At 70.3% G+C, this 13,076-nt stretch carries 11 protein-coding genes; all 11 read right to left on the bottom strand.

Annotated features, from left to right (window positions below; translation table 11 throughout):
• Positions 1-148: 148 nt before the first annotated feature.
• The 11 genes from JF597_RS10160 to JF597_RS10110 all read right to left on the bottom strand — a co-directional run bounded on the left by JF597_RS10160 (position 149) and on the right by JF597_RS10110 (position 12,684).
• A complete protein-coding gene (locus JF597_RS10160; protein ID WP_293992036.1) occupies positions 149-1,021 on the bottom strand; it encodes a hypothetical protein in 873 nt (290 codons plus the stop codon).
• A gap of 199 nt (positions 1,022-1,220) precedes the next feature.
• Positions 1,221-1,652: a cold-shock protein gene (locus tag JF597_RS10155; protein ID WP_293992034.1), complete on the bottom strand. Its 432-nt coding sequence runs from the start codon at positions 1,650-1,652 to the stop codon at positions 1,221-1,223.
• A gap of 23 nt (positions 1,653-1,675) precedes the next feature.
• Positions 1,676-2,506, bottom strand: coding sequence for a transcriptional regulator (locus JF597_RS10150; RefSeq protein WP_293992031.1), 831 nt, complete (start codon positions 2,504-2,506; stop codon positions 1,676-1,678).
• Between the two features lie 740 nt (positions 2,507-3,246).
• Positions 3,247-3,780 carry a hypothetical protein gene (locus tag JF597_RS10145; protein WP_293992028.1) on the bottom strand — a complete coding sequence of 178 codons (534 nt, stop codon included), beginning with the start codon at positions 3,778-3,780 and terminating at the stop codon, positions 3,247-3,249.
• A 368-nt stretch (positions 3,781-4,148) separates the two neighbouring features.
• Entirely contained in the window at positions 4,149-5,231 is a 1,083-nt protein-coding gene (locus JF597_RS10140) for a prephenate dehydrogenase (protein ID WP_293992026.1), read from the bottom strand.
• 57 nt (positions 5,232-5,288) lie between these two features.
• Complete coding sequence (locus JF597_RS10135) at positions 5,289-6,134, bottom strand: 4-hydroxyphenylpyruvate dioxygenase (protein WP_293992023.1); 846 nt, start codon at positions 6,132-6,134, stop codon at positions 5,289-5,291.
• A gap of 65 nt (positions 6,135-6,199) precedes the next feature.
• Positions 6,200-8,173 (bottom strand): ABC transporter ATP-binding protein, encoded by a 1,974-nt coding sequence (locus tag JF597_RS10130; RefSeq protein ID WP_293992021.1) that lies wholly within the window; start codon positions 8,171-8,173, stop codon positions 6,200-6,202.
• 45 nt (positions 8,174-8,218) lie between these two features.
• Positions 8,219-9,022 carry an alpha/beta fold hydrolase gene (locus JF597_RS10125; protein ID WP_293992018.1) on the bottom strand — a complete coding sequence of 268 codons (804 nt, stop codon included), beginning with the start codon at positions 9,020-9,022 and terminating at the stop codon, positions 8,219-8,221.
• Positions 9,010-9,963: a condensation domain-containing protein gene (locus tag JF597_RS10120; RefSeq protein WP_293992016.1), complete on the bottom strand. Its 954-nt coding sequence runs from the start codon at positions 9,961-9,963 to the stop codon at positions 9,010-9,012. Before JF597_RS10120 ends, JF597_RS10125 begins: the two co-directional genes overlap by 13 nt.
• A 171-nt stretch (positions 9,964-10,134) precedes the next feature.
• Complete coding sequence (locus tag JF597_RS10115; protein ID WP_293992014.1) at positions 10,135-11,916, bottom strand: fatty acyl-AMP ligase; 1,782 nt, start codon at positions 11,914-11,916, stop codon at positions 10,135-10,137.
• 609 nt (positions 11,917-12,525) lie between these two features.
• Entirely contained in the window at positions 12,526-12,684 is a 159-nt protein-coding gene (locus JF597_RS10110) for a hypothetical protein (RefSeq protein WP_293992012.1), read from the bottom strand.
• Positions 12,685-13,076 lie beyond the last annotated feature (392 nt).

Below are 13,076 nucleotides of genomic sequence, written 5' to 3'. Positions count from 1 at the left end.
TCAATCGGAGCGGCTTCGTCCCTCATGCTCGGCGGATCGGACCGGCGGTCGACAGCAAAATACAGCGCACATCCGGGTCTCAATTGACCGAAGAATGGGATCGCTCAAGAGGAATACCCGACCACTATCTCGGGAGTGGCGCCGTTAATCAACGGCGTGGGCGGCTGGCAACTCCCGGCCAGCCGCCGGCGCTCGGCACGCGCCGTCCCGTTGACGCACTCCTCCGGTTCCGGCGCAAAAGCGCTCCATTTCCTGGCGTACTGGTGCGCGAGTTGCGCGGTAAGGGCGCGCCAGTGCGGTGGCACCGCGGCGATGAGCCGGGACCGTTCCCGCAGGACGACGGCGTTGTACCGGAGCAGACGGCACGAGGCCATCCGGGACGCGCGCGGCTCTCCCGCGCCGCCGGGCCCGCCGCGGCCGCTGCCGGCTCCGCCCTCCCCGTGCCGTCCGGGACGGTTCCGTCCTCGTCCGCGTCTGCCGCGGGCCCGGCCGGGTGGTGCTTCGGTCCGGCCGGCGGCAGGCCGGACGCGAGGCGTCTGCGGACGTCGCTCACGGTCGCCCAGGAGAGCCCGACCAGTGCGGCGATGTGGCGCAGCGAGGCGTCGGGGTGCTCGGTGATGAGTTCCGCCGCCCGCAGCCGGGCCTTGGCGGCGTCCAGGGGGCGCATCCGGCCGTCCCGGCCGCGTCCGGCGTTCAACTGCGGCTGGCCCTCACTTGAACGAGCGCGCAGCGCGGCCACCGCCTTGGCGCTGAGACCCGAATGCAGGCGATCGCCCGGTCCGACAGGTGCGGATGCGATGATCCTCTTCGCCGCGATCCACCGGTCCTTGCGGGACAGCGGCAGTCCGTGGTCCACGTTCGCCGACACGGCGAGCAGGAAGGCGTCCTCGCCGGTTCCGTCGAAGAGTTCCGCCTCGATCGTCTGCCGGCCCTGCGCGACGGCGGCGAGCATGCGGTGCGTCCCGTCGATGATCTGCATCGTGCGCCGGTTCACCAGGATGGGGGTAAGCGGCTGGTCCACGGTCACGAGTCTCGCGACGTGTTCGGCGTCGTTTCCCTGGGAGCGTGGGGACTCGCCCGGCAGCAGTGAGGCGAGGAGCCGGACGACCACGGGTCCGGGCGAGTGTCTGCTTCCCGCAAGAAGACCTCCTGTGGAACCGACGCGCCGACTTTCGTCTCGTTCGGGGCAGGGTCGAGCCGCCGCTGTCAGCCGGTTGAGCTCAGCCCTCGACCCAGCCGTGCTTCTTGACGAAGGCCGTCAGCTCTCGCCTGATCTCGACAATCTGAACAGCCGTCAGTGATGGTGTCCGGAGCAGGAGTTCAGTAAGTTCCACGGTGAACTCGTCCTCGCGCACGACGTCGTCGATAACGTTGTCTCCCGGCGAGTTCCGTGCCACCGGAACAGGCGATTCGGCCCCCTCTGCCAGCCGCACCGAGGACGCCTTCGGCCCCCTGTCACCGACGTCGATATCGAATTCCACCGCGAGGCCGGACCTCAGGTAAACCTCGGGAATGAGGAGGTCGTTGGCGTGCAGAAAGACGTCCTCCTCACCGTTGTCCGGGGCGATGAATCCATAGCCTCGAGCACCGTCGAACCTCACCACACGACCGGCGACCACACCAACCTCCGAGAAGTCGTCTCTGTATGCCACAACAGCGGAGCGCACTGATCCCGTCACTCTCCCGCGGCGGGACGGCGGGCCGACTGCACCTTCTCGTCGAGCTTCTGGGCGAACTCCAGCCACGTCTCCGCGTACTGCCGGGCGAGGTTCACCACCAGCGCACCGCAGTGCGGTGGGACCGCGGCGGTGAGTTCTGAGCGCTGGCGCATTCCGATGGCGTTCTGGTGCAGCAGGCGCAGCAGGTTCCTGCCCTCCTCCTTGTGCCGCAGGGAGGGGTCGCGCAGCAGCTTCTCCAGCACGGTGATGGGATCGGCGTCGAGCAGTTCCTCCTTGCGCTCGCCGCGCAGCCTTCGCACCCGCATGGGTGCGTCGGTTGCCTTGCCCTCCTGCGCCGGCTGCTCGCCGGAGACCACCGGGGGCTCGCCGGCCAGCAGGCGCCTGCGGACGTCGCTGACCGTCGCCGGGGAGATCCCCGCCAGCCGCGCGATCTCCCGCAGTGAGGCGTCCGGGCGCTCGGCGATCAGTTCCGCCGCGCGTCTGCGTCCTTCATCACTGCTGAGCGGACGGACCTTGCCGTCCCTGCCGACCCTGGCGTGCAGCTGCACCACCCCGTCGGCCTGGCGGCGGATCGAGGCCACCATCTTGGCACCCAGGCCCGCGGCACGTGCGATGGCCCGATCGGACAGGTGCGGGTGCGAGGCGACGATCTTGGCCGCGGCGGCCCGACGGTCGGCCCGCGACAGTGGAAGACCATGCGTCACGTTCGCCTGTACCGCATGCAGGAACGCGTCCTCGGTGCTGCCCTCGAAAAATTCCACACTGATCATCTGGTCGCCTCGAACGAAGGCGGCCATCAGGCGGTGCATTCCGTCGATCACCCGCATGGTGCGGCGGTCGACGAGAATGGGCGGAAGAGCGTCTTCGATTTCGGCGAGGCGGGCGACGTGTTCCGTGTCCGGCCCTTCGGACCGGGGCGAAATACCGGGAAGTAGAGTCGATATGGGTACACACTCGGGGCTTGGCCGCTCCTGGGGCGGCAGCGATCCGGACTCCGATGTTCCGGATCCATCGCCACCGGTGCCAGTGCTGTGGGCATCGGCGGCCGATGGAGGGTTGACGACAGCGTGAGGGACTCCGACTGGGACTGGCTGATGCAATCTGCTCACCCCGTTGGTTGACTGCTCAGGACCTGACGCTCGCGGGATCTCAGGGCAGGGGAATTCCACCTCACCGCCGGGCCACGCCGTCCCGACCATCGACAGTAAGCATTGGGTCGGCCGTGAGGATCAGACGAAACAAAGGGTTCCGGTCACATTGTGCCTGAGTAGGAAAAACTACTCATGATGCAGGTCAAAGCGACAAGAATCGACCTGACGGATACCCTGTCCGGGCCTGACACCCGGGATCACCAGCACCTTTCACCGAGATCATCGCCCCCGTCCCGCTCTACGATGTTGCCGGTTGGTTACAGCAATGATCACGTGTACCGCATGTCACTGTCGAGCCCTCAAGCCTCAATCGGCGAAATTCTTAGGGATCCATATACCGATTTTTGAGGGGCCCATTCCGCGTTGGCCAGTGGCGCTCCGTGCCGCCGACAGTTTTTTGATCAACGATTCAGTTTTCACGGTGGGCCCGTCGGAATCTCGAACAGGTACTTTCCCTCGTCCCGCACAGCGGACGTGACCGGCCGCCAGCCCCCTCCCTGCCAGCGGTACACCTCGTACGCCAGGGAACGAGTGAGGCTGCTGACGATGTCCGGCTCGCATCGGCCCCGGCGGACCGGTCCGCCGGGGCCGATGCGCAGCAGCAGGGCCGGCCGGTCGCGCAGCAGCGTGACGAAGGCGTCTAACAACAGGCCTGGTTGGGCTTTGCGGACGTCGGCCTTGATGAAGTCGACCTTGGGCAGTTCCGCCTGCTCGCACACGGCGTCCACCCCGTCCGTGGACCCGTGCACGACAACGTCGGCTCCGCCCAGCATCGGGGCCATCGCCGACCACCGGGGGGGCCGGTCCGGCGAGTCGAGACAGTGCACCTGGCCGCCGGTGCCGGCGAGCACCGACAGCGCCGCCGTGCAGATGTCACAGGCACCGCCCACGACCAGGCAGACGGCCCCCGGGCGCACCGCCCCGGCCAGCCCCGCGGCCTCGGGGTGCATCAGGTTCCACCATGCCGCCGCCCACGGCGCGACGGCGGACTGCGGAGCGGAGTGCCGATCCAGCGGCCGCCCCTGAGAGAGGGCGCGCCGTAGCAGTCGGCCCCGGTCGCGCTCGCCGCGGATCACGGCCGCCCGGCCGGCGGTCTGTCGGTAATACGCCGGGCCGGGGTTCGCTGGGGTGCCACGCCACATCAGTCCTTCCGATCCGTCCAGCCCTGCCGCGGTGTTCCCCACCGACGGCGCCCGACGGTACGAGGCCTGGACCGGCTGTTGGCCCGGCGCGTCCCCCACGAGTCCTTCGGATCATCCCGCTGCCCGCGGTCCGGTGCCGTTTCATCCCGTCGACGTACGTCCGTGGGCCGAGACCCTCACTGAATGCGCCACCCCTGGGAGTGGAGCGCGTCCTGCAGAGCAGGTGCGGCGCGCTGGTCGACGCTCAGCCGGACCACGCCGGTGAGCCGACCCGTGGAGTGTTCCAGATGGATGTCCTCGATATTGACGCCGGATCGGTCGGCGTCGGCGAACAGCCGGGCCAGCTGGCCGGGTTGGTCGCCCACCACCACACCGAGCGTCCGGTAGCGGGCGGGCCGGATGCCGTGCTTGCCGGCGATGCGCCGACGGCCCGACCTGCCCTGGCGCAGCAGGGCGTCGACGCACTGTCGGCCGGCATCGCGTTTGGCCTCGTCCGTGGCCGCCGTGGCGCGCAGGGCGGCCACAGCGTCCCCCAGGTCGGAGCCCAGCTCTTCCAAGATGTCGGCGACGACACCCGCGTTGGCCATGAGGATGTCGACCCACAGGTCCGGGTCACCGCCCGCGATCCGGGTGAGGTCCCGCACGCCCGGCCCGGCGAGGCTCACCGCCCGTTCCCCCGCCTTCGCAAGGCGTTTGGCGACCAACGCCGCCACGACGTGCGGGGCGTGGGAGACGAGGCCGACCGCGCGGTCGTGCTCGGCGGCCGCCATCACGACGGGGGTGCCCCCGCAGGTCGCCACCAGCTCCAGGGCGGTGTTGAGCGTCTCCGTGCCGGTGTCCGGCGTCGGTGTGAGCACCCAGGTGCAGCCTTCGAACAGGTCGGCGCGGGCGGCGGTGGGTCCGCTGACTTCTCCCCCGGCCATGGGATGACCGCCGATGTAGCGGGCGGTGTCGCAGCCGAGCACGACGACGTCCTCCCGCGGCTCCGCCTTGACGCTCGCCACGTCGGTGTAGTGGCGGGCGATCCCGGCCGTCTGAGCGTCGGCCAGGACGCTGCCGACCAGGGCAGGAGGCACCGCCAGCACGGCCAGGTCGACAACCGCGGGCGGGGCCTCCACGGTCCCGGCGCCCAGGGAGGCGGCGATGCCGGCCGCCTCGGGATCCGCATCCCGCAGGTGCACCGCCACGCCCTGGGCGCTGAGCGCGAGCGCGACGGATGTTCCGATGAGTCCGGTGCCGACCACAACTGCGGAGCGCATGACAGCTACTTCCTTCTCCGGCGGTCCGGTGGCCGGTGTCGAAGGCGGCGGGCGGGATCATCCGGCAGTCAGCCGGTGGTGGTTCCCCGCTTTCCGCGGGGCCAGGACCTGTGCGACATCGCCGCCGGACCCGCCCCGCTGGACGAGTTCGATGGAGAGGGCGCCGCTCAGGCGGGGAGGTCGTGCGACGGCGATGTCATCGACCAGGAAGGACAGCTGCCGCACGCCGGGCCTGTCATCGTCCCCGGCGTGTGAGGTGGACTCCCCTGCCAGAGGGCGTGGTTGATGCCGGAAGAGGGTGAGGGTCGTGCCACCGTCGGCGCTGTCCAGGAGGACGGCTGACGGTTCCTGCGCAGCCCCGGACGCGTTTCCCGGCCGCTGCCGGACGAACCCCAAGGCGTCCACGTAGAGGGGGAGGTAGGCCTCCGGATCCGGCCCGTCGACCGCGATGCTCACCCGGTCCAGCAGCCAGTTCCCTTCAGCCGACGGCCCGAGATCCTGGGGCAGTTCGACCCAGCGGTGGCCCGCCGGCAACAGGTTCGCGGTCCGCGTGGCCGGCAGCAGGGCGTGGGTGAGTCCACCGGCCCCGGACAGGATCGGGTTGCCACGTATGGAAGCGGTCAGACCGGCGCCGGCCCGCACGGCCCGCTGCGCCGTCGCCGTGACGTCGGCACAGAGCAGGGCGATGTCCGCGACGCCCTCCCCGTGCGTGTCCAGGAACTTCCAGGTCGCGGGACCCGAAGTGATGACGAGGTGGGCGGCGCCCTGCCGAAGCAGCAGGGAACTGCGGTCCGGCGCCACCGAGTCCGCCACGCAGGTGAAACCCAGCGAGACAAAGGAGTGGGCGGTCTGCTGCTTGTCCTTGGCGTACAGCTCGACGTAGGCGATGTCGCGCGCTGCCATGCCTTTCCTTCCTGCGAGCGGTGGGGCGGAGGCCGGCGGGCCGGGCGCTCCGGGGGATCCGCTGTTCAACTGTGACCGTGCGGCAGTTGAACAGGCGGCACGAGATCGGGCTGGGGCACCCCGGACGCGACGTCGGTGTCCTCGGGCGCCTGCTCGGCGAACTGGGTGCGGTACAGGTCGGCGTACAGCCCGCCCTGGCTGATCAGCTCCGCATGGGTTCCGCGCTCACGGATCCGGCCCGCCTCGACCACGAGGATCTGATCGGCCTCGCGGATGGTGGACAGGCGGTGGGCGATCACGAGTGACGTACGGCCGGCCAGCGCGGTCTTCAGAGCTCGCTGGATGGCGGCCTCCGACTCGGAGTCGAGATGGGCGGTGGCCTCGTCGAGGACGACGACGGCCGGTGCCTTCAGCAGCAGCCGGGCGAGGGCGATGCGCTGCTTCTCCCCGCCGGACAGCCGGTACCCCCGGTCGCCGACCACGGTGTCGAGGCCGTCGGGGAGCGCCTGGACGGTGTCCCAGATCAGGGCTGCCCGGCACGCCTCCGTCAGGTCCTTCTCGTCGGCGTCGGGCCGGGCGTAGAGCAGGTTGGCGCGCAGTGTGTCGTGGAAGAGGTGCGCGTCCTGGGTGACCACGCCGACGGTGTCCCGCAGCGACTGGAGGGTCAGGTCGCGGATGTCGTGGCCGCCGATGCGCACCCGGCCCTCGTTGGGGTCGTAGAGGCGCGGCACCAGGTGGGTGATGGTGGTCTTGCCCGCTCCTGACGGGCCGACCAGGGCGGTGAGCTTGCCGGCAGGAGCGCGGAAGGTCAGTTCGTCCAGGGTGAGGACGTTGTCGGCGCGTTCCGGCCTGCGCAGTGCGATGGTCTCCAGGGAGGCGAGGGAGACCTCCTTCGCGACGGGATACCGGAATGAGACGTGGTCGAACTCGATGTCGGGCGCGGAATCGGCGGCGGGCAGCGCGCGCGCCGTGGGGCTTTGGCTGACGATGGGCTTCAGATCCAGTACCTCGAACACCCGGTCGAAGCTGACCAGGGCGATCATCGCGGTCGACTGCATGGTCGTCAGCTGGTTGATCGGCCCGTACAGTCGAAGCAGCAGCGTCACCATGGCCACCAGGGTGCCGATCTCCAGCGTCCCGTCGATGGTGAGGACGCCTCCGAGGCCGTAGACAAGAGCCGTGGTCATGGCGGTGAGGACGCTGACGATGATGAACAGGAGCCGCCCCCACACTACGCCGACCGCGGCGACGTCCCGCACCCGGGCGGCCTTGCCCGCGAACATCGCCTCCTCGTCCGTCGAGCGGCCGTAGAGCTTGGCGAGCATCGCCCCGGAGACGTTGAAGCGCTCGTTCATCATCGAGCTCATCTCGGCGTCGAGCTGCATCGTCTCCCGGGTGAGCCGTTGCAGGCGGCGGGCGATGAGCCGAACCGGCACGAGGAAGAGCGGAATCATCACCAGTGCGGCGACGGTGATCTGCCACGACAGGTAGAACATCGCACCGAGCACGAGGACCAGCGTCAGGAGCGTGGAGACCGACTGGGACAGCAATGTGGTGACCGCTTGCCGGGCACCGATGACGTCGGCGTTGAGCCGGCTGACCAGCGCACCGGTCTGTGCCCGGGTGAAGAAGGCCAGGGGCTGCTCCTGCACATGGGCGAAGACCTGGGTGCGCAGCTCGTAGACGATGCCCTCGCCGACCCGGCCCGAGCACCAGCTCTGGACGTACACCGCCGCGGCGTCGACCAGCGCCAGTCCGGCGACCGCCAGGCACAGCCCCACCACCAGTGAACGGTCCCTCGGCTCGATGCCGTCGTCGATGATCATTTTCAATATCAGCGGGGTGGCGACCGCGGTGCCCGCGTTGACGACCGTGGTCAGCATCAGCAGCAGCAGCGACCAGCGGAACTTCTTCGTATACGGGATGATCCGGCGCACCGTGCCCGGCCTGATCCGTTGCCGGGTGATCGACTCATCGTCCAGCCGCAGCCCTGCCGGGCCCAGTGCCGGGCCTCCGCCACCCATCATCGACACGGACATCCGCCTCGCTTCTCATGCAGCCGCGCATGGCGCGCCGCCGCGTGCTCAGTACTTGTCGAAGAACTCGATGACGGCCGCGTTGACCTCGTACGGGCGTTCCAGGTAGCCCAGGTGGCCGCAGTCCGGTATCTCCACGAAGTCGCAGCCGGGGATGGCGTCGGCCACCTCGGCGACCAGGTGGGGTGGGCTGATCAGGTCGTCGGCGAACGCGATGGCCCGGCACGGCACGGTGATGCCGCCCAGCGCCTCCCGGCGGTCGCCGAGCCGCTCGACGACCGCTGCCTGCCCCGCGGCGGTGTTCCCGCCTCCGGCCAGCTCGAAGAGTTCCAGCATCGGGCCGACGGCGGCGTCGTCGTTGAGCGTCGCCGGCGAGAACATCTCGGCGACCGTCTTGACCGCCTCGTAGTCGGCGGGCAACCGCACCCCGCTCTCCCGCAGCGCCTTGTCCGCGGCGAGCTGGGCCCGCCGGAAGGTGTCCGACCGGGCCCTGCTGGCGATCAGCACCGCCGAACGGACCAGTTCGGGCGCGGCGAGCGCCAGCTCCTGGGCGACCATGGAGCCCAGCGAGGTTCCCACAAGGTGGCAGGGTCCCAGCTCGAGCCGCTCGATGAGGCCCTTGGTGTCGGCCACCAGGTCGGCGAGCGCGTAGTCGCCCGAAGGCGCGTCGGACGGGGGAACGCCCCGGTTGTCGAAGGCGACCGTCTCGTACCCGGCACGATTCAGGGCCGGTGTCTGGTGCAGGGTCCACACCCGGCCCGAGGCCGAGGACCCCATGATCAGCAGGACGGGCACACCGCTCCCCGACCGCTGGTAGGAGAGCCGGATGCCGTTGGTGCTCACGACTGGCATGACGAGCCCCTTCTCGTAGGGGGCGACACACACGCCCCGCGCGGCGCGGGAGCGGTCCCGGGTGGCCGCTTCGCCGGTGACCTCGCTCCAACTCTGCTTCCCAGACGGCCTGTTGTGCGCGGCTCACCCCTGCTGCGCCGCGGCTCACGATGGCATCGCAGCGCTGCGGCGATCAAGCGTCGCCGACCGCGGACACCCGCCCCGCGGGTGTTCAACCGCCGCAGGGACGCAGTTGAGCACACACCGGGCGACACCCTTCCGTCCATGGGATGACGGCGGCGTTCCGTCCGGGGGATGACGCTTCGGCAGCGACCTACGCCGCACTGCGGCCAGCATCTTGATCGCCGCAGGCATCCTCCTCGCCGTCGTCTCCAAGACGCCGCGAGCCAGGCCCGCAGCGGCACTTCCGCGGCCAGGTCGAGCGTGTACGCGGTTGCCCGGGCCACCGCGCCGACCAGGTCCGCAGCGTCGACCGTCCCTCCCGGAAGCTTCGCCGGGACCTCTGCGGCGGCAAGGTCGAGCGCTGCCGGTTCATCCGGCTCGCCTGACTGTTCCGGGTCGACGACCTCGACCACCGGCAGCTCCCACAGCAGGGCGTCGAGCTCCACGATCTGTTGGCAGGGGCGGCCGTCGACCAGTGGGAACGTGGTGCGCAGCACCTCGTGACGCCCCATCACGTCCCGCAGGGCCGTGCTGAGCGCCCGATGGTCCAGCTTGCCGGTCAGGCGCAGCACCATGCGGTTGTCGAAGGTCGCGTTCGGTCCTTGGAGCTGCGCAAGGAACCAGAGCCGGCTCTTTGCGAGAACGACAGCGGTATTACCGGGCTCCTCCTGCTTGCGCATCGGTCGCAGCGCGGGCCTGGCCTTCTTCGGACCGACGGTCTGATCGGCAAGCCAGGCGGCGAGCCCGGCCGGGGTCGGCATCTCGAACAGGGTGGGCATCGGCAGGTTCACTCCGAGGTCGCCGCGCAGTCGGCCCCCAGTCGCGTGACCAGCAGCGAGTGACCGCCGAGAACGGTGTCTTCCGCAGCACTCGATCCGCGCCCGTGAGCCCGTACTCGGCCTGCATCCACGCCAACCGGTTCACGATCCCGCCTGCGGTGCCGGTGGGCGTCACAGGGTTTCGGGCCCTGCGGTCAACTGCCGTACTGCTGGTTCGAGTTCGGTGTGCAGGGCAGTGATCTCGCCGGCCAGGAAGCGGTCGCGCATCGCGGCGCGCTGGATCTTGCCGCTGGTGGTGCGGTCGACGCTGCCGCGCCGCACCAGCAGGACGTTGCGGACCGGCGCACCGGTGGCGGCGGTGAGGCGGCGGATGACGGCTGCCGCGGCGGCGCGCAGTTCCTCGGCCGACACGGTCGGGCTGACCTCGTGCACCAGCACGATCCGCTCGTCGAGTGCCTGGACGCCGAAGGCGGCGCCGACGAACCTCTCCAGCGCGGGGTGGGCGGCGCGCGCCTCGTGTTCGAGGTCGTGCGGGTAGAAGTTGCGGCCGTGGACGATCATCACCTCCTTGAGCCGACCGGTGATGAACAGCTCGCCGTCCACCAGGGCGCCCAGGTCGCCGGTGCGCAGCCAGCCGGGTTCGGCGTCGTCAGCACCGGCGGGGCGGGCGTGGAAGGCACGGGCGGTGAGGTCGGGTCTGCCCCAGTAGCCGCGGCCGACGCTGTCGCCGCGCAGCCAGATCTCGCCGACCTCGCCGGCGGACAGGGGGCGCAGGGTGGCGGGGTCGACGATGAGGGCGTCGAAGGCCTCGGGGCGTCCGACGCCGGTGATCTCCTTGCCGCGGCCGTCACGGGCGGGAACCAGCGCGGGGTGGTCCGCGTCAGCGAGGCGCTGGGCGTCGACGACCAGGACGGTCGGCGGGAGCGGGATGGGGGTACCGCTGGCGTAGACGGTGACCTCGGCCATGCCGTAGCCGGCCACGACGGCTTCGGGACGCAGGCCGATCTGCGCGAATCGCTTGGTGAACGCGGCGATGGTGGGGGCGTGGATCGGCTCGGAACCGTTGCTCAGGAAGCGCAGCGGTGACAGGTCGAGCCCTTCGAGGTGTTCGTCCTTGATGAGGCGCAGCGCGATGCCGTACGCGAAGTTGGGGGCGGAGCTGGCGGTGGTCCGGAGTTCACTCATCATCCGGAACCACTCGATGGGCCGGCGGGCGAACACCGTCGGCGGCATCAGGACCGATGTTGCGCCGAAGAAGAGTGCGCCGCTGAGCTGACAGAAGAGACCGAAGTCGTGGTGCAGCGGCATCCAGCTGCCGAACGAGTCGTCACCGTTCAGGCCCATGACCGAGTGCAGGGCCGCGAGGTTCGCCTGGACGTTCCCGTGGGCGAGCATCACGCCCTTCGGGGTGCCGGTGGAGCCGGAGCTGTACTGGAGGACGGCGAGCGAGTCATGGTCGGCGTGGCGGCCGCGGAGCGCCGCTGGGGCCGCCTCACCGGCCGGCACAGGGGCGGCGGCCCGGACGGGGACGCGACCCAGGCCCTGCGCGTGGAAACGCTCGGCGAGCGTGTCGAGGTCCCCGGCGTCGGCGAACACCAGTCCTGGGGTGCAGTCCGCGGCGATCGCGGCGACGCGCTGGGCGGCGCTGCTGGAGCCGGTCGCCGGCGGGGCGGGCACGGCGATGACACCGGCCAGCAGGCAGGCGAGGTAGAGCTCGACGAACTCGGTGCCGGTGGGCAGCGCGATGAGGACGCGTTCGCCGGGAACCAGGTGCTGCGCCAGGTCGGCGGCGCGCAGGCCGGCCCGGCGGGCGAGTTCGGCGTAGCTGAGGCTTTCGTGCGCGGCCTCGGCGGAGTCGCGGTAGATGGTGATCGCGGTCTTGTCGGGGTGTTGGGCGACGCGCGCGGCGAACGCGTCGCCGAGGTTCCGGTAGCCGGTCAGCTCGAAGGCCATTGTGTCCCCTTGGGCTTGGCGCTGCGTCGGTCTGGGCGGCGCGCGGACATGCACGGCGGCACGCGCCGCGCGGCTGAGTGGTGTCGTTCTCGACTGCCGCGATCAGGCAGTTCGGCCGCAGCTCTGCCCGCGGTTCCTCGATCCGGTCCAGGCGTCCTGGCGTCCTGACATCCGGCCTCGCCGAACTCCGTCGGTTCCTGGCGGCGCAGTTCACTATGCCCCAACCCACTGGTGATGGTGCGGGCGTTCAACGCGGTGCAAATGATCAGCACGGGTGTTCAACCGTCGCCGTGCGCCAGTTGGACGAGGACCGTCGGAGGTGGCTGCCGCGCCCCCCGGCACGGGGGTTTTCCGGGAGCGCGGCGGTCTCACCCCAGGCGACGGGGTGGAGCCCATGTGTCCTCCCACCGGACGACTGCAGGGCCGTGGCCTCCGTCGCAGGGATGCGGTCGGACGGCCAAGGGCGGCCGGGCCCGCGCGCGAAGCGGGTGCGGGGGCGGCGAGTGGCGCGGAAGGCGGTCTGCAGCCCGGTTGGCTGATCCCGGAGCCTCGGGGCAATCGGCCGCAGCAACCGGGGCGTTCGGGGGACCGACCACGGCTCGTGGCGCATCATCCCTGACGCTCGATCCGCAGCAGCAGCCGCAGGTTGTCGGAGGTCATGCCGGGGACGGCGAGTTCGCACGGTCCGGAGCGTCCGACGACGGGCACGCCGATGACGATGTCGTGCTGTCCGGTGAGGCAGTCCCGGTAGACGGCGGCGCAGGCCATCAGGCCGGTAAGGCTGGTGCGCAGGCGGCGCGACCACCGTTGAACGCACTTTACCGCCCTGGTAGGCCGGTCCCAGTTGTACGGCCCAGGGCCCCGCGCGTGGGTCAAGGACTGGAACGAGAACCCCAAGCCGTTCATCTGGACCAAGACCACCGAAGAGATCCTGGACTCCCTCGCCCGCTTCTGCCACGAATCTCTGACACAGGACGCTAGTAGCCCTTCACGGCGCCAAGGCCATCAAGTCCTCTCAGGCCGACGGCAGTTCGGCCACCAGGCCGGCCAGGTGAACGGTCAGAGCCGCAACCGTGTCGACGTCCCACACCAGGGTGGGCTCCACGGTCACACCCAACGTGTCCTCGATGTCCCCGCACAACGCGAAGGCGTACACCGAC

This window comes from Streptomyces sp. (genome assembly GCF_019510245.1).
Lineage (GTDB): Bacteria > Actinomycetota > Actinomycetes > Streptomycetales > Streptomycetaceae > Streptomyces.
This window is presented reverse-complemented; position numbering and strand designations above follow the sequence as displayed.